The sequence below is a fragment of the Peribacillus psychrosaccharolyticus ATCC 23296 genome, assembly GCF_000305495.1.
In the GTDB taxonomy this organism is placed as follows: Bacteria; Bacillota; Bacilli; order Bacillales; family DSM-1321; genus Peribacillus; species Peribacillus psychrosaccharolyticus.
This window is the reverse complement of the sequence record NZ_AJTN02000001.1, coordinates 1-17,213: the sequence shown is the minus strand read 5'-3', so window position 1 is coordinate 17,213 and position 17,213 is coordinate 1. Positions and strand designations below refer to the sequence as shown.

Sequence of the window (17,213 nt, the reverse complement as noted above, 5' to 3'; positions counted from 1 at the left end):
TTTGAAAAATATAAAAATTTGTAATTGACAAAATTCTTTAGTCGGATTACTATTATAAAAGGAAACTTTAACCATTAAAAGAAGGGAGGCGATGATTATGACTTACATGAAGAGGAGTAATCCAAATGTCATTTATCTTCATAATATAGCCTGCCTGAATCCTGCTTTATATCTGTCTTAGACAGAATTTAGTTATGTTCACATAAGCGCAGGCTGCATACCGCGGCATGCGCTTTTTATCTGTTTGCATTTTTGTGCATTCTAAAAAGCTTTCGTGTGCTGCGAAGGCTTTTTTTGTTTTTTGAGGGGAGTACGATGCTAAGAGCATCTGTTCCATAGATAAACAATACACAGGAGGAATGAGAGATGATTAAAAGGACAAAGATCATGCTGTTGAACACAGGAGATCCAGAAAGCGGCTAGTACATCATTGAGACAAAGGAGGAGAATGCATGTTTTCGATATTCAAAAAGCTATCCTGGTTTTTCAAAGAACAGTGGAAGCGGTACAGTATTGCAATATTATTTTTATGCTTAGTGAATGTGATGGAGATTATTCCGCCAAAGCTTGTCGGAATGGCCATAGATGATATTAACCAAGGTACGTTGACTTCGAATGGGATTGGGCGATACATCCTCTATTTAGCATTAGTAGGGACGGCTAGTTATCTTTTTAGTTATATATGGAGTTACTTGTTATTTGGTGGAGCCTTTTTAGTTGAACGCAAGCTAAGAAGTGGATTTATGGGCCATTTGTTAAAAATGACACCAACCTTTTATGAACGAAATCGTACTGGTGACTTAATGGCAAGGGCGACAAATGATTTAAAGGCGATTTCAATAACTGCCGGTTTTGGAATCTTGACGTTAGCGGATTCTGTTCTATTTACAGCAACTATTCTGCTCGTGATGGGATCAACCATTAGTTGGACGCTTACCTTTGCTGCAGTGCTGCCCTTGCCTATTATGGCTGTGATGATTCAGGTTTTTGGTAATAAAATTCACCAAAGATTTACCGATGCACAAAATGCGTTCGGTGATCTAAATGATAAAGTGCTTGAATCTGTTGCAGGAGTCCGAGTCATTCGGGCTTATGTACAAGAACGTGAAGATGAGCAGCGCTTTGACGATATGACTGAAGATGTTTATAAAAAAAATCTAGAAGTCGCTAAAATCGACTCGTTATTTGATCCGACCATTTCTATTTTGGTTGGAATTAGTTATTTAATTGGACTGGGTTATGGAGCCTACATGGTCTTTCAGCAATCCATTACCTTAGGGAGTTTGGTTTCCTTTAATGTTTATCTCGGTATGTTGATCTGGCCGATGATAGCCATGGGTGAACTGATTAATGTGCTGCAAAGAGGAAATGCATCCTTAGACCGTGTTCAAACCACTATGTCTGCGAAACAAGATGTGAAAAATGAAGATAATACTGAAGCGGTGGGTCATCCAGAGGAAATTATTTTTGACTCAGTAGACTTTACCTATCCATCGTCTAAAGTAACTAATTTAGATAACATTTCAGTCGCCGTTAACCGTGGAGATACGCTTGGAATCGTCGGTAAAACAGGTAGCGGGAAGACTACTTTTGTGAAGCAGCTATTACGTGAATATCCGTTAGGAAAGGGAATATTGTCTATCGGAGATATCCCCCTTGAAAAACATTTAATAGAAGATGTTCGAAACTGGATTGGTTACGTCCCACAAGATCATTTTTTATTTTCAAAATCAGTAAAGGATAACATCTTATTCGGGAAAATGGATGCGACAGAGGCTGAACTGGCCGAGGCAATCCGTTTAGCTGATTTTGAAAAGGATTTAGAGATGCTCCCAGAGCGTCTGGAAACGATGGTGGGAGAAAAGGGTGTGGCGCTATCTGGCGGCCAGAAGCAGCGGATATCAATCGCACGTGCGCTCATTAAAGACCCGGAAATACTGATTCTTGATGATTCACTTTCAGCGGTTGATGCCAAGACAGAAACGACCATTATAACCAATATCCAAAAGGAAAGAGCAGGAAAAACGACCATTATTACGACACATCGACTTTCAAGCGTTCAGCACGCGGAGTGGATTATTGTCCTCGATCAAGGGAAGATCATTGAAGAAGGAACGCATGAAGATCTACTCAAGCTGCAGGGCTGGTATTGGGAACAATATGAACGACAGCAAGTGGAAGATGGAGCGGAGGTAAGTGCATGAAAATAGTCAAAAAGCTCTATCAATATGCCTGTTTGTATAAAAAAATAATTATTGCTGCGCTTATCATGTTATCCATATCGGTTGCAGCAGATCTAGCTGGACCGTTTGTAGCTAAAAAGGTGATTGATTCTCACGTTTTAGGAATTGAGTCACCGTGGTATGAAACAGCTAAAAGCAAAGATGCCGTTTCTTACCAGGATACGTGGTATAAGCGAGGAAGTTACTTTGCTGACAATGAACAAAAAGGACAGGAAGTAAGGATCCTTCAAACGGGTACAAAGTTTGTCTTTGTTGAGGAGTTGGTTCCGTTTGAAGGAAAAAGAACGCTTACTGATTCAACACTTAGTGTGACTAAGAATAATGAAACAAGAGAGTATGAGGCACAAGTTCTCTCTAAACGAGAATTAATGGCCTTTTATCAGCCAGAAATTTCGCGGATAGCCCTGCTTTTGGCCTTTTATCTAGGCTTGGTTATTCTATCCTCAATTTTTCAGTACGGACAAAGCTATTACCTGCAAAAAGCAGCAAATCGAATTATCCAACGGATGAGGAATGATATTTTCACTCACATCTCAAGATTGCCGATTCGCTATTTTGATAACTTACCAGCTGGAAAAGTGGTTGCACGTATTACGAACGATACAGAGGCAATACGTGAATTATATGTTACAGTACTAGCAAATTTCTTTTCAGGGACAATTAATATTATTGGTGTATTTATTGCTCTTTATATTTTAGAACCAGTTATTGCGCTGATTGCTTTATTGGTTATTCCAATATTAGTAGTGTGGACATATGTCTACCGGAAATTTGCTTCAAAGTATAATCAAATTATTCGCGCAAGAATTAGTGATATTAATGGAATGATTAATGAATCTATATCTGGAATGAGTATTATTCAGGCTTTTAGTCGTGAAAAAGACACGGAAAAGTCTTTTGAAAAAATGAATCATGAGCATTTTACGTATCAAAATAAGATGCTGAATCTGAATTCACTGACAGGTCATAATATGGTTAGTGTATTAAGAAATATAGCACTGGTAGCCTTCATTTGGTATTTTGGAGGACAGTCATTAACTGCTTCTTCAGCTGTTTCTCTCGGTATGCTCTATGCAATCGTTAACCTTATAAATCGGCTGCTTCAACCTGTCCAAGGGATTGTTAATCAGTTTGCAAATCTAGAACAGGCACTCGTGGCGGGTGAACGAGCTTTCAGTCTTTTAGATGAGCCGGGAATAAGGGTAAGTGATGGGAAAATTAATCGTTATCAGGGTGATGTTGAATTTAAGGACGTTTCCTTTGCCTATAAGGAAGATGAGTATGTCTTGAAAAACATTTCTTTTACAGCGAAGCAAGGAGAAACGGTGGCACTGGTTGGTCATACTGGATCAGGAAAGAGCTCGATTATGAATCTGCTGTTTCGTTTTTATGACCCTAGTAAAGGAACGGTTACAATAGATGGGCGTGATATTACAGAAATACCTCATCAAACACTGCGCGAGCATATGGGAATTGTTCTTCAGGATCCCTATTTATTTACAGGTACGATTGCCTCGAATATCAATCTAGGTAATGAGAACATTTCTAAAGAAAAAATTGAAAAGGCATTAAGAGAGGTAGGGGGCGACACAGTACTGAATCATTTACCTCTCGGACTAGATGAACCAGTTGTTGAAAAAGGAAGCACGCTGTCGTCTGGACAGCGTCAGCTCATATCCTTTGCAAGAGCCTTAGCTTTTGATCCCGCGATATTGATTCTTGATGAAGCAACAGCGAGTATTGATACTGAAACAGAAGCCATTATCCAGCAAGGTATGGATGTATTGAAACAAGGACGTACGACCTTTATCATTGCCCACCGACTTTCAACCATTAAAAATGCAGATCAAATTCTCGTTCTTGATAAAGGCAGAATTGTTGAAAAGGGAAGTCATGATGAATTAATCGCGTCGAAAGGGAAATATCACCAGATGTATGAACTACAGAAAGGTAAGAATAAAGGCCTGGCTGGCTAACAAAGAGCCCCTCTTTCCGAAGAGGGGCTCTTTGTTTTGGGATGGTGAAAATAGTAATAGAAATTAGATCTCAAGAAAAAGATGAAACATACCCAACTTGTACTGTACAATACAAAGATAATATACTTCGAATCAGACTGTTTTTTTATTGCATCCTAATAACAGATAGTACATATAAAGCAACTTAAGGGAAAGTGGATTAAACTAGTCATCCAGATTAGGTGAAAGTAATGAAAGAGGTGGTTAGATGACAAGAGAAAGGAAGTTCTCAACTCAAGAGTTATTTAAAGCTACGAATTCGCTTTTACTACGTTACGGTTATGAAGGCTTTACATTTAGTCTCTTAGCAGAGTCATTAGACGTATCGAGGGCAGCCATTTACAAATATTATACTAATAAAGAAGAGCTTATTATTGACTATATGGTATATGAAATGACAAAAATGCTGATTGATCTTCAAGAGATTGACCAATCCGCGACCTTTATTGCTCAATTAAATGAGCTAATTACACTTATTTTTACGTATAAGGATATTCATCAAATACTAGGAATGGTTCATCAATTCAAAGAAAGCAGTTCAACTATTATTATGGAGAAAAAGGAACAGTTGGGAAAACTTCATTTGGACATGTATCGATACTTAGAAGGTCTTATGATACAAGGGAAAAAAGATAAGTTTCTCCGGGAAACTCTTTCAAATGATGTGATATTAGGCTGTATCTTTCAAAGTATTGCTATTCCAAATCATAGGGGGATACCAGAACATGAATGGATTCAATCAATAAAAGACGTAGTCTGCTATGGAATCTTTGAAACAAAATAAGTGACACTAGTGTAACTTAGATATATAATAAAGTTACACTAGTGTTATTTTGTTTGAGCTTTTTTTTTTCTAAAGATACACTAGTGTAACTTTGGCTATCCATCATAGATTTTAGATGGGTTGCTAAATACTGATAATGAAAAGAGGGTGTTTATATGTTTTTGGCTTTGAAAGAGTTAAGGTACGGAAAACTTCGTTTCGCAATGATTGGTTTTATCATTGTATTAGTGGCTTGGCTTGTATTTATTCTTTCCGGTTTAGGAAACGGTCTATCAACACTGAGTGCAGCGACCATTAAGAATATGGATGCTGATTATGTCGTATTTGAAGAAGGGTCTAGTTCTTCATTCAGTAAGTCCATGCTATCAGAGTCAATTAGTTCCGATTTAAAAGATCAAGCGAATGTTGAGGAAATGGCTCCGTTTGGTTCTGCTATGGGTGCTATCTTAAAAGAAGGCAGCGAGGAAGGGGAAGATAAAACAGATGTTGCCATTCTAGGAATCTCTCCAGGAACATTCCTAGAGCCGAAACTTATAGAAGGGAAACCATTAGATGAAAAAAATCAATTAGGTGTTCTTGCAAATGATACTTTGAAAGAGGAAGGATACACGATTGGTGATACGCTCACTTTAGATGGATCTACAGAGAAATTCCAAATTATTGGATTTGTAGAAAATGAAACGTATAATCATTTACCGGTGTTATTTACAACCTTAGATCACTGGCGTTTATATAATTTTGCTGCCCCTGGATCTAATAATGGAATAGAAGATGTAGTCAATGCTTTTGTTCTGCAAGGAACAGATATTGATGCTGCTGAATTAGACAAAAACCTAGATGGTATTGAAACAGTGACAAAGGGTCAAGCAGTTAATGGGATGCCTGGATATAAAGAAGAAACGGGGACAATCTATATGATGCTTGCATTCTTAATTGTCATTTCTGCCTTTATTATTTCCGTATTTTTCTATGTCTTAACGATACAAAAAACAAATCAGTTTGGTGTAATGAAAGCAATTGGAGCAAGCAATGGCTTTATTGCTAAAGCAATCGTATCGCAAGTGTTTATCTTATCGTTAGTTAGTGTGTTAATTGGTATTGCATTAACGTATGCAACAGCTGCTGTCATGCCTGATGGAATGCCATTCGATTTAGATGTAACCCTTGTTATCATATTCGGAGCTGCACTCTTGGTCATAAGTGTTCTTAGCTCACTTTTTTCAGTCCGTAAAATCACAAAAATCGATCCGCTTACTGCACTTGGGAGGGTAGAATAATGACTGGACTACTATTGAAAAATGTATCAAAAGTATATAAAGAAGGTAATGAAGAAGTAAAAGCAATGGATAACGTCTCATTATCCATTGAACAAGGAGAATTTGTTGCTATTATTGGACCTTCAGGTTCTGGTAAAAGTACCTTATTATCTATTGCAGGTGCACTTTTACACGCATCTACAGGTGAAGTTATCATCAATGGAACGGATATTGCAAGCTTGTCAGAAAAACAATTATCAAACGTTCGTTTGAAAGAAATTGGCTTTATTTTACAAACATCAAATTTAATTCCGTATTTAACGGTTCTTGATCAGCTGCTCGTCGTAAAAAGAATGACAGGCTCCGTTAGTGTTGCAGACAAATCGTTTGCTAGAGAATTATTAACGGAATTAGGATTGGGTGCTAAATTAAATAATTACCCAAGTCAATTATCAGGAGGAGAACGTCAACGTACCGCAATTGCTCGTGCCTTTATGAATAACTCTAGTATCATTTTGGCTGATGAACCCACGGCCAGTCTTGATTCAAACCGTGCACATGAAGTTGTACAATTGATCTCAAAAGAAGTAAAAGCAAGAGATAAAGCCGCAATCATGGTTACACATGATGAACGTATGCTAGGTTATTGTGATCGTATTTATCGTATGGAAGACGGTCTTTTGAAACACGTCGAAAACCACCAAGCCAGCGTATAAATAGGTAAATAGAATGCCCTTTAGAGAGTGTGTATAAATTACACCTCAAGCTAAAGGGTTTTTTTGATTGAATATAACCGATGAAAGACAAGAAGCAATGTACGCTGCTGTTTATCGTAAAACGATCGAGGATGTATGCAAGCATAAAAACAAACACTATCAAACTGGCGTTTTGTTCTGTATTTTTAATTATACTGATGCACCTGTACTAATTTGTGCCGTACAGGCTTCAAATGCTTGGGAAAAGTCTTGGATTAAATCGTCCGGGTTTTCAAGTCCAACAGATAGCCGTAGCAGAGAATTGGTTATTCCACGCTTTTCCCTCTCATCCTTTGGAATAGCGGCGTGAGACATTTTTGCGGGATAGGATAGAATCGATTCTACTGCGCCTAAGCTGACTGCGAATACAGGCAGCTTTACAGCTTGAACAAAGTCAGCAAGCAATTCTTCATCAACAAGTTCGAAGGAAAGGACAGCACCCGCTCCAGAGGCTTGTTCTTGCTGTAATTGAAAGTCTCGATGGGTGACAAGGCCAGGGTAATGAACTGTTTTGACAAGGTTCTGTGCTTCCAGCCATTCCGCAAGTTGTTGAGCAGATTTCACGGATTGCTGAATTCTAACATGCAGTGTTTTAATACCACGCATAACCAGCCATGCATCCTGAACGCCAAGCACAGCACCAAAAGAATTTTGTAAAAATCCAAGCTGCTCGGCAAGATTTGGATCTTTGACGACAGCAAGACCAGCAATTGCATCACTATGGCCGGATAAGAACTTAGTGGCACTATGGAGGACAATATCTGCTCCCAGCGTTAACGGTTTTTGAAGGGCAGGAGTTAAAAATGTATTATCTACGTAGGTTAGCGCTCCAATTTGCTTTGCAAGTGCGCTGAGTGTTTTTATATCTGTCACTTTAAGCAGTGGATTAGATGGTGTTTCAATATAAATGGCTTTTGTATTGGATTGAATTGCTGCTTCAACCGCGGCAATATTTGTCATGTCTACAAAGGTATGCTCGATATTAAAACGTGTTAAGACGCTCGTAACCATTCGATACGTTCCCCCATAAACATCCTCAGAAACAATAACATGGTCACCCGCAGACAAAAGAAGGAAGGCTGTGGAAATGGCAGCCATGCCAGAGGCAAAGGCAAATCCATTTGTTCCTTCTTCAAGGTCAGCGATAATATCCTCTAATGCTTCACGGGTAGGATTCCCGCTGCGACTATAGTCGTACTTGCCAAACTGATCAATCGCAAACTGATGAAAGGTAGAAGAAAGATGAATAGGTACATTAACAGCTCCTGTTTCAGGGTCAATTTTATGTCGATTGTGAAGTAATTGTGTTTCAAAACTAAAAGACTGTTTTGTCATGGTCGAACCTCCTTTTTATATTGGGAAAAATCCTGTTTAGGCACCTGTACAACGCCCAGATAAAAAGTATGATCGACTCGAAAAGAGGCAAACAAAAAAAGTCCTCTAAGAAGAAGACTTTTTTTGTTAAGTCATCTTCTTATCTGCCAAGCTAAACAAGCTTGCTGGAGTTAGCACCTTTTCAATGGGTTGCATTGATGGTTGCTGAGGTGTCATAGGGCCATTCCCTCGACCTCTCTGGATAAGAAATTCAGAGTATTCTATTTTTTTGAATCTTACTATATTACAGTATTTGTGTCAACGTCTTATAGAAATTATTAATGCATCTGAGTTCACGATTATGTCACCTTCCTGTCAAAAATTAGTAATACTTAGCTGTTCAACACACTCTGACTATATGGTATTTTTATAGTAAGAAGAGGATATAGGACGGAGGAATGATGATGGAAGAATTAAGTGTAACATTGGCAATTGCGAGTGTGATGACACTCGGGTACTTTTTTTGCTACACGATTTTCCACAAAGCTTCATAAACAATTGAAAAGGCAGCTTAGGCTGTCTTCAGACTGTAGACAAACTCGGGTGAGATTTAAAATCGAGATGTTGATTTCCATTCCAGGCGCTTCGCTTTCCGCGGGCGGGCGGTGAGCCGCATCAATGCTTACGCTCCTGCGGGGTCTCACCTGTCCCGCTGTTCCCGCAGGAGTCTTCACGCCAACACTTCAATCAACTGACTTTCTAAACTTAAAAGTAAAAAACCTTCCCGCAGGCCTATTTGGTCCAAAAAATGCAAAAGAGGTTCGGAATGAAACTTCCGAATCTCTTTTGTCTACAAACTGAAGGCAGCTGAGGCTGTCTTTTTTGCTTTCTCGCCTATTTTTAGCACCAATATCCAAAGTTACCCACCGTATTCCTTGCTTTTAAAAGTTCAAAGTTTGTACAATACTAATGAAGGCGTTTTTATATATTGGGGATTAATTAGAAACAAAGGGTAGATTACTGTCTTTAAACAAAAGAGAGCATAAGAAAAAGCTTGTAATCAGGAGGAGAAATGATGAAATATAGAATCGAGAAAGATACAATGGGGGAAGTTCAAGTACCGTTCGACAAATATTGGGGTGCACAAACAGAAAGAAGCCGGAATAACTTTAAAATTGGTAATGAGAAGATGCCGCTTGAACTAATTCGTGCCTTTGCCTATGTGAAGCAGGCTGCAGCAAAAGTGAATTATGAGCTAGGTGATCTATCAGAAGCAAAAATGAAAGCGATTGTACAAATCTGTGTTGAAATTATGGAAGGGACTCTTGATGAACATTTTCCACTAGTGGTCTGGCAAACAGGCAGCGGTACCCAGAGTAATATGAATGTTAATGAAGTGATTGCAAATAAAGGGAACGAATGGTTGAAGGAAAATGGTAGTGACGAGAGACTTCATCCAAATGATGATGTTAATAAAGCACAAAGTTCGAATGATACGTTCCCAACTGCTATGCATATTGCCGCTTATATGGAAGTTGCGGACCAATTAATTCCGGCCATTAAAGAGCTCCGGAAGACCTTCGCAGCGAAGGAAGAGGAATTCTGGGATATTGTCAAAATTGGTCGTACACATCTTCAGGATGCGACTCCATTAACATTAGGCCAAGAAATTTCAGGATGGAAAGCCATGCTGGATAAGGACTTAAGAATGGTTGAAGAAAGCAGCCGTTATATATTAGATTTAGCATTGGGTGGAACAGCAGTAGGCACCGGAATTAATACGAAGGCTGAGTTTCCAGCATTGGCAGCGAAGCAAATTGCTGCAGATACAGGTCATTCATTTGAAACAGCAGAAAATAAATTCCATGCATTAACAAGCCATGATGAACTGGTTTATGCACACGGTGCATTAAAAGCACTTGCAGCTGATTTAATGAAAATTGCAAATGATGTTAGATGGCTGGCAAGCGGACCTAGAAGTGGAATTGGTGAAATTTCTATACCTGCAAATGAGCCGGGAAGTTCCATTATGCCTGGAAAGGTAAATCCAACTCAAAGTGAAGCATTAACAATGATAGCTGTTCAGGTTTTTGGGAACGATACAGCTGTATCAGTAGCAGCAAGCCAAGGTAATTTTGAATTGAATGTATTTAAACCAGTTATTATCTATAATTTCCTGCAATCTGTAAAGCTATTAAGTGAAGGCATTATTTCCTTCAACGAACACGCAGCTAAAGGAATTGAAGCAAATGAAGAAAAGATTAAGGAAAATCTTGATCAATCATTAATGCTGGTGACAGCGTTAAATCCGTATATTGGTTATGAAAAAGCAGCTGAAATTGCGAAATTGGCATTTAAGGATGCCTCAACCTTGAAAGCAGCAGCCTTGAAATTAAATTATCTTACCGAAGAGCAATTTGATAAATGGGTCGACCCGCAAACAATGGTCAATAAATAATGAGCAAAGCTTCCCTGTACTCAGGGGGGGCCAAGCCTTTAAGGAGCAATTGCAATGGCACTCTGTCCGTTATGTAATGGATTAAGAAAGATTAAAGTACTTTGTTCAGAATGCAGCACTGAAATGGACGATAAAGGAAAGAGTATGGATTATGATGATGAATACAGCGCTTATATGGATACGGATACCTTAAAACAGAATGATGGGTTTATGCGTAGTCTTGCTGACGGTCAATGTCCGCATCTAATGAAATGCCCAAGTTGTGGACATGATGAAATTATACTTGTGAAGGAATAACCCAGCATTATAAGATGAAGAAAAGGCTGTCGAGTGGAATCTCGACAGCCTTTCCTTTGTAAATTATTGTTCTTTCATAGTACGAATTCGTACTTCTGTTTCTTTATCGAAGAAGTGAGCTTTGTTCATATCTAATGCTAATTTAACTTTTTCACCTGCTTGATAAATGGTACGTGCATCTACACGAGCAACAAAGTCCTGCCCAGCGATGGTCGAGTAAAGCATAAATTCAGCACCCATTAGTTCGGCTACATCAATATGAGCAGTAACTGTCGTTTCTGGTGATGATTCAATAAATAAAGGCTCGTCATGGAAGTCTTCTGGACGGATACCAAGAATAATTTCTTTACCGATATAACCTTGCTCACGAAGCATCTTCATTTTACCTTCTGGGACGGCAATGGTTTGTTCACCTGTTTTAATAATGCCATCAGAAAGAGTTCCATGCAGGAAGTTCATTGCTGGTGAACCAATAAACCCGCCTACAAATACATTATCAGGTTTTTCATAGACGTCTTTAGGTGCTCCCACCTGTTGAACAATTCCGTCTTTCATAACTACTAGACGAGTTGCCATTGTCATGGCCTCAGTCTGATCATGCGTTACATAGATTGTTGTTGTATTTAAACGTTTGTGCAATTTTGCAATTTCGGCACGCATTTGAACCCGAAGTTTTGCATCTAAATTGGAAAGTGGTTCATCCATTAAGAATACTTTTGCATCACGAACGATTGCACGACCAAGCGCAACACGCTGACGCTGTCCGCCTGATAAAGCTTTTGGCTTCCGATCTAAGTATGCTTCAAGACCCAGAATCTTTGCAGCTTCGTTAACGCGGACTTCAATTTCTTTTTTAGGCATTTTTCTTAATTTCAAACCGAATGCCATATTATCATAGACTGACATATGCGGATATAATGCATAGTTTTGGAATACCATCGCGATATCACGATCTTTAGGAGGGACATCATTAACGCGTTTTCCATCGATAAAGAAATCACCTTGTGAGATTTCCTCAAGACCCGCTATCATACGTAAAGTAGTTGATTTACCGCAGCCGGATGGACCAACAAATACGATAAATTCCTTATCTTCAATTTTTAGATTAAAATCATCTACAGCTGTTACTTTATTATCGTAAACTTTAAAAATATGATCTAATTGTAATTCAGCCATTAGTGAGTCCTCCTTAAATATGTATCTTATACTGTTAGTGTAATGGAAGCGTGTTCAAAACGATATGTACAATCTGCACAAAATTCAGACACCTTTTTTCAGGCAATTCTTCTAAACTTTTACTTTCCTAGTTTCAATAGGAGCAGATATGCAGGCAGGGCATGATGAAATGTTCGAATATCCAGTCCCGTTTTTTCAATAAATCGATCAATTCGATATTGTAGACTATTGCGGTGGATATATAGTTTTTTTGCGGTCAGACTCGCGTTTGAGCTCGTTTCAATATAGGTCTTAACTGTATGTATTACTTCATCGTTATCTTTCATTTCTCCAAGCAGTTCATCTGTATACCAATCAATCTTATCTGTTAAACGCCCATCTAGAAAAATATAAGGAATTACCATCGGCAAGTCGCTGACCGCAGTATCAGGAAAATGACTGACAGCAGCAGTAAAACATGTTTTCTCCATTTGATAGTGATGCCTTAAGCCATTATTAACTTCGTGAAAATAACCAAGATAAAAATGTATGTGGACATATAAATCACTTTCTAGTGTCCGCACAATGGGGGTCAACTCAGCTTTATCGGCATTTTCATTATTCATACCTTCGATTAATACGCCAGACTCAGAATTCTCCCAAATAATGATTGTCTCAAGAGGAGATACCGCAAGGAAGGCTTCTTCAAAATCTGATCGTGAAAAATCAGCTTGTGTAATTCGAAAGTGAATAAATCGAACATGTTTCCAGTTTGTCAGGGGAAGACTTGAGCTGTTTCTGAGTAAAAAATTTCCCCATTCACTTTTGTCATCCAGCGTCTCATCAGAAAAAAGTGCTTCAATCAGGCTGATTTCTTGTGCCGATAGATCCTGACGAAGAATGCCGAGATGCTCACCGCTGTACTCAATCCAAAGGTACTTTTCAGGCAGCTGGGTTTGAGCTCTTGAATCAAGACATTCAGGATATTTTTGTTTTAATTTTTCAAGCAGCATAGACAACCCTTCTTCTTTTTATGGTTCCTTTAATTATAGCTCATGTCATTTATCTAGAGAAATATAAGGCTGTTTATATAAGGATACTTTATAATAAAATAATGAAACGTAAACCGATAACGTAATGTTGGGAGTATGAGTGATTTGAGATCGAGAAAAGAAAACATTCTACAACTTAGTGATAAATACTTCCCTGAAATGCTTGCTCTAAGGAGACACTTACATATGTTTCCTGAATTAAGCACGAAGGAATTTGAAACAACAAAGAGTATAAATCAGGTGTTAGATCATTATGGAATCAACAGGATTCCGGTTTCTTCACAAACTGGTTCAGCTGCTGAGGTTAAGGGGAAATCCAATCGAACGATAGCAATTAGAGCAGATATTGATGCCCTGCCGATAGAAGAAGAATCAAATTTGGAATTTCGTTCAAAGATACCAGGTATCAGTCACATGTGCGGCCATGATGTTCATACAGTCATTTCTCTCGGAGCAGCACTCATCCTTCAAGAATTACAGGAAGATCTTCCAGGAAACGTTCGGATTCTCTTCCAGCCTGCTGAAGAATTCGAGGGCGGTGCAGAATCAATGATTGATGATGGGCTTCTAAATGGCGTGTCTGCCATCATCGGTTTACACAATACACCAGATCAGGAAGTAGGCACAATTGGAATAAAAGAAGGATTCTTAATGGCTGGAATCGATGATTTTATCATTACAATTAAGGGAAAGGGTGGACATGCGGGCATACCCGAACGTACTATTGATCCGATTATCATTGGCAGTGCGGTCGTTACTCAACTACAAACACTTGTCAGCCGAACCATATCACCAAAAGAATCAGCAGTTGTGACGATCGGTACCTTTCAAGCAGGAAAGACGAACAATGTGATTCCTGAGAAGGCTGTACTGACAGGGACAGTCAGAACATCTAGTGACACTGTCCGTTATAAAATTCGTGATGCATTTGTACGGCTTGTTACTAACCAGGTTCACGCACTCGGCGGTGAAGTGGAGATTGACTACCAACTGCTTATCCCGCCCGTAGTAAACGATCCTGCTATAGCCGCCATTTCGCGGATAGCTGCTGCAGACATTGTTGGTACAGAGAATGTACTAGCTGCAGAACCTACAATGGGAGGAGATGACTTTGCTCTCTATCAAAAAGTTGTTCCTGGCTGCTATGCTTGGCTTGGTTCTGGAAACAAAGAAAAAGGCATAGAGCATGGTTGGCATCATCCTAAATTCATGGTAGATGAAGACGCCATTAAAATAGGAATCCAATGGATGGTCCATACGGCTATTCGGTTGTTAGAAAACAAGTCACTTACTTAAGTTGATTCACGGTAAATGGGGTATTCCAGACTTTAGTTCTGCTGGAATGAAAAAGTGCTAAGACGATTCAATTCGTCTTAGCACTTTCTCTAATGATTATCATTCGGCGGTGTCTCGTCATGCAAATCACGGGCTTCCTCTATGTTCTGAGTATCTCCGGCAGTAAAGACAGTTCCACCAGCCATTCCCTCATTAATAATGCGGTCGATGTCTAGGTAGACCATATTTTTTCCATCGTATTCAGTGTCTTTCAGAAAAGTATATTTTTGTTTCATGAAATCCCTCCTTTTGTATAACTTTGGTAAGAAGGGAGGGATTCATACACTCAATTACTTATTTATCATAAACATGATAAATCATTAGTTCATGAATCATTGCAGAAAGGTTTTCTTTATCTTCTTCAGCAGGCTGGGTACCATTAAATTCAATGTTGCCGTTGCTATGGTAAATCGCTTGATACAGGTGTTTTTTAAAGTAAAAGGATATACTCCAACCAGGTAATGAATCATCACTATAAAGCGGTTTCCATTGAAAGTGGGTAAGCAAGCAGATAACCTCCATTATTTTGGTATACCTTCAGTATAATGGAAAGTTATTAAGTTCTGTTGTTATTTTTCTCCAAAACAATCGTAATAAATAAATTTTTGAGCATTTTAAGCCGCGTCCGTTCAATCTCTTCTTCGTCAAACTGCATCGGTTTTGCATTAATTTCATATATAAACAGCTGGCCTGATTCATCTTGACCTAAGTCAATAGAGAATTCTCCGTAAAATCCATTTTCTTTGGATAAGACCATCCCGCATTGCTGGGTAATTTGGTTGAGAAGCAGATCGAGTTCTTGTGATTGCAGGTTTTTATAAGGATATAGGATACCTCCCTTTGGAATATGGGTAGTCACTTCTTGGGTCTGTGCCATACGAATGGCTTTTCCGCTAATATGATAATTTCCTTTCCAGTAATGGGCGAGAATGCGAAAGTCATAGCGGTGACCATTTATTTTCTTTGGCGTAATGGCACGCTGGGCAATGTAATCCTTCTTTAATAAACGGTTGCCTTCATGCAGCCAAAACGCAGTCAAATGGGGGAACTTCTTTGTCCCGTTTGTCTTCATCACTGTAATGCTCTCGTTTTTATTCAATGTGACAAGCGAAATTCCTCTGCCGCGATTCCCTTTACAAGGTTTAAGGTATAAAGATTCGTATTTTTGTAAAAGAATCAACAACTGTGCTTCGCTTGTTAGTCTGAATGTCTCTGGAAGGAAGTTTAATAAAAAACGATCCTTCTTTAAGCAAAGATAGAGTGCATACTTATCGATAAATCCTGGATTAAACATAGGAATATCAAGTTCTGCGAATTGCTGTTTTAATTGTAGATAGGAATCCGACTCTTCAAATTTTCGAAAAGGGATTCGATTATATACGAGAGAGGGAAGGGGGACAGCCATACGAAGCCATTTTTGCTCACTCTCGGAATACACCAGCCCTCTCCAATTTCCTTCCAATACATCTTCTGCACTAAAAATAAAAGAAAAAATGTTATGCCGTGTTAAATAACGATGAAGACTTTGAAACAAGGCTGCATTACCGCTTATGACCTCTTTGTTTTTAGGGCTGCGACAGGACATGATCCCAATCGCAGGAATAAACGAATGAAAAACATCTGCAGTAAAAATGGGTTCATCAGCTGCCGTAAACTTGACGGGGATACTTTTGCTGTTTTTTCCAAAAGAAATGTCCATGCCATCTGTATGGTACCATTCCTTTTCAAGTGAATCGTAAAAAAGTTTCATCCGTTGCTGCTGACGGAACTTGTAATAGATTTCTCGGCAAGATAGACGGCATAATCGAGTGAGAGTTTTCGTGTTAATAATTCAAATTCACGTAATTTTGGATGAGAAAAAATCGATCTGCCCGGCTTTGAATTGGCTTCGAACATCCAGACCTTTCCTTTTTTATCAATCCCTAAATCAAAGCCTATTTCGGCTATAATTCCATCAAGGTGTTCTTCCATGCATTCACTTAAGATGAGGGCAGCATTTGTGAGTTTTTCTCTCACTTCGTTTACAGTTTCTGGATCGACAAATAATTCTTCAATTGTTTTTATGGTTCCGCCGCTTTTGATATGTGTGGTTACACTTCCAGCACCAGCAATTTTAGCGGCCATTGCTGTAACCTGCCAGATTCCATCTTGGTCTTTATTCGTATGAACCCGAAAGTCAATATGCCTTTTTTCGCTGCGTATTAAAGGAATACCTTGTTGAACAATCATATTATGGAGACGTTTCTCTTTAAACACATGACTAAAAATCGCTTCAAGTGACTGGAACTTTTTTAATTTATTTTCTTTTTGTTCATTTTTATAACGACAATAATAGACTTGATCATGTTTGTCATATAATACCTGGTGGATACCGAGGCCAAGAGAACCATGTATCGGTTTAATATAGACTTGGCGATACTTTGATAACAACGTTTCTATCACGGAAAGTGATTGAAACGGATAAGTCTCAGGCAAAAAGTTGATGGCCCTTGGGTCATCCGAAAGCCGCTCATATACATCCCATTTATTAAAAAAACCAGGATTATACC

Annotated in this window: 15 protein-coding genes and 1 riboswitch; of the genes, 8 read left to right on the top strand and 7 right to left on the bottom strand. The window is 38.8% G+C overall.

The features are described 5' to 3' along the window. Positions 1 to 452: 452 nt before the first annotated feature. The 5 genes from WYK_RS00075 to WYK_RS00055 all read left to right on the top strand — a co-directional run bounded on the left by WYK_RS00075 (position 453) and on the right by WYK_RS00055 (position 7,014). A complete protein-coding gene (locus tag WYK_RS00075; protein WP_040372244.1) occupies positions 453 to 2,204 on the top strand; it encodes an ABC transporter ATP-binding protein in 1,752 nt (583 codons plus the stop codon). Continuing rightward, entirely contained in the window at positions 2,201 to 4,219 is a 2,019-nt protein-coding gene (locus tag WYK_RS00070; protein WP_040372243.1) for an ABC transporter ATP-binding protein, read from the top strand. Before WYK_RS00075 ends, WYK_RS00070 begins: the two co-directional genes overlap by 4 nt. Positions 4,220 to 4,466: 247 nt before the next feature. Continuing rightward, on the top strand, positions 4,467 to 5,042 hold the full coding sequence (locus tag WYK_RS00065; RefSeq protein ID WP_040372242.1) for a TetR/AcrR family transcriptional regulator: 576 nt from the start codon (positions 4,467 to 4,469) through the stop codon (positions 5,040 to 5,042). 155 nt (positions 5,043 to 5,197) lie between these two features. Next, a complete protein-coding gene (locus WYK_RS00060) occupies positions 5,198 to 6,319 on the top strand; it encodes an ABC transporter permease (protein WP_040372241.1) in 1,122 nt (373 codons plus the stop codon). Continuing rightward, positions 6,319 to 7,014 carry an ABC transporter ATP-binding protein gene (locus tag WYK_RS00055; RefSeq protein ID WP_040372240.1) on the top strand — a complete coding sequence of 232 codons (696 nt, stop codon included), beginning with the start codon at positions 6,319 to 6,321 and terminating at the stop codon, positions 7,012 to 7,014. The genes WYK_RS00060 and WYK_RS00055 overlap by 1 nt, the downstream gene beginning before the upstream one ends. Before the next feature lie 189 nt (positions 7,015 to 7,203). Here WYK_RS00055 and metC read toward each other — a convergent pair whose 3' ends face one another. Further along, positions 7,204 to 8,388, bottom strand: coding sequence for a cystathionine beta-lyase (metC, locus tag WYK_RS00050; protein WP_040372239.1), 1,185 nt, complete (start codon positions 8,386 to 8,388; stop codon positions 7,204 to 7,206). Positions 8,389 to 8,524: 136 nt separating this feature from the next. Beyond that, positions 8,525 to 8,636, bottom strand: a riboswitch (SAM riboswitch). 806 nt (positions 8,637 to 9,442) lie between these two features. On the opposite strand from metC, the gene fumC reads away from it, so the two are divergent. After that, complete coding sequence (fumC, locus tag WYK_RS00045; RefSeq protein ID WP_040372238.1) at positions 9,443 to 10,825, top strand: class II fumarate hydratase; 1,383 nt, start codon at positions 9,443 to 9,445, stop codon at positions 10,823 to 10,825. A 54-nt stretch (positions 10,826 to 10,879) separates the two neighbouring features. Then, on the top strand, positions 10,880 to 11,122 hold the full coding sequence (locus WYK_RS00040; protein ID WP_040372237.1) for a hypothetical protein: 243 nt from the start codon (positions 10,880 to 10,882) through the stop codon (positions 11,120 to 11,122). 63 nt (positions 11,123 to 11,185) lie between these two features. Here WYK_RS00040 and WYK_RS00035 read toward each other — a convergent pair whose 3' ends face one another. Both WYK_RS00035 and WYK_RS00030 read right to left on the bottom strand, forming a co-directional pair. Further along, positions 11,186 to 12,298, bottom strand: a complete 1,113-nt coding sequence (locus WYK_RS00035) for an ABC transporter ATP-binding protein (protein WP_040372236.1) — start codon at positions 12,296 to 12,298, stop codon at positions 11,186 to 11,188. 119 nt (positions 12,299 to 12,417) lie between these two features. Further along, a complete protein-coding gene (locus tag WYK_RS00030; protein ID WP_040372235.1) occupies positions 12,418 to 13,290 on the bottom strand; it encodes a PucR family transcriptional regulator in 873 nt (290 codons plus the stop codon). 144 nt (positions 13,291 to 13,434) lie between these two features. On the opposite strand from WYK_RS00030, the gene WYK_RS00025 reads away from it, so the two are divergent. After that, positions 13,435 to 14,625 carry a M20 metallopeptidase family protein gene (locus WYK_RS00025; RefSeq protein ID WP_235782400.1) on the top strand — a complete coding sequence of 397 codons (1,191 nt, stop codon included), beginning with the start codon at positions 13,435 to 13,437 and terminating at the stop codon, positions 14,623 to 14,625. Between the two features lie 89 nt (positions 14,626 to 14,714). Here the strand turns inward: WYK_RS00025 and WYK_RS00020 are convergent, their stop codons facing one another. The 4 genes from WYK_RS00020 to WYK_RS00005 form a co-directional block, all read right to left on the bottom strand. Beyond that, positions 14,715 to 14,900: a hypothetical protein gene (locus WYK_RS00020; protein WP_040372233.1), complete on the bottom strand. Its 186-nt coding sequence runs from the start codon at positions 14,898 to 14,900 to the stop codon at positions 14,715 to 14,717. A 58-nt stretch (positions 14,901 to 14,958) separates the two neighbouring features. Further along, entirely contained in the window at positions 14,959 to 15,171 is a 213-nt protein-coding gene (locus WYK_RS00015) for a YheE family protein (protein ID WP_040372232.1), read from the bottom strand. Between the two features lie 49 nt (positions 15,172 to 15,220). Continuing rightward, positions 15,221 to 16,414, bottom strand: a complete 1,194-nt coding sequence (locus WYK_RS00010) for a YheC/YheD family endospore coat-associated protein (protein ID WP_051387220.1) — start codon at positions 16,412 to 16,414, stop codon at positions 15,221 to 15,223. Further along, positions 16,411 to 17,213: YheC/YheD family protein (locus tag WYK_RS00005; protein ID WP_040372231.1), on the bottom strand; the 803-nt coding region annotated here is incomplete at its 5' end. The genes WYK_RS00005 and WYK_RS00010, both read right to left, overlap by 4 nt.

Coding starts and splice junctions, on each gene's coding strand:
- WYK_RS00035 (WP_040372236.1), bottom strand. CDS start 12,298: ATGGCTGAATTACAATTAGATCATATTTTTAAAGTTTACGATAATAAA.
- WYK_RS00075 (WP_040372244.1), top strand. CDS start 453: ATGTTTTCGATATTCAAAAAGCTATCCTGGTTTTTCAAAGAACAGTGG.
- metC (WP_040372239.1), bottom strand. CDS start 8,388: ATGACAAAACAGTCTTTTAGTTTTGAAACACAATTACTTCACAATCGA.
- WYK_RS00010 (WP_051387220.1), bottom strand. CDS start 16,414: ATGAAACTTTTTTACGATTCACTTGAAAAGGAATGGTACCATACAGAT.
- fumC (WP_040372238.1), top strand. CDS start 9,443: ATGAAATATAGAATCGAGAAAGATACAATGGGGGAAGTTCAAGTACCG.
- WYK_RS00020 (WP_040372233.1), bottom strand. CDS start 14,900: ATGAAACAAAAATATACTTTTCTGAAAGACACTGAATACGATGGAAAA.
- WYK_RS00055 (WP_040372240.1), top strand. CDS start 6,319: ATGACTGGACTACTATTGAAAAATGTATCAAAAGTATATAAAGAAGGT.
- WYK_RS00065 (WP_040372242.1), top strand. CDS start 4,467: ATGACAAGAGAAAGGAAGTTCTCAACTCAAGAGTTATTTAAAGCTACG.
- WYK_RS00040 (WP_040372237.1), top strand. CDS start 10,880: ATGGCACTCTGTCCGTTATGTAATGGATTAAGAAAGATTAAAGTACTT.
- WYK_RS00070 (WP_040372243.1), top strand. CDS start 2,201: ATGAAAATAGTCAAAAAGCTCTATCAATATGCCTGTTTGTATAAAAAA.
- WYK_RS00060 (WP_040372241.1), top strand. CDS start 5,198: ATGTTTTTGGCTTTGAAAGAGTTAAGGTACGGAAAACTTCGTTTCGCA.
- WYK_RS00030 (WP_040372235.1), bottom strand. CDS start 13,290: ATGCTGCTTGAAAAATTAAAACAAAAATATCCTGAATGTCTTGATTCA.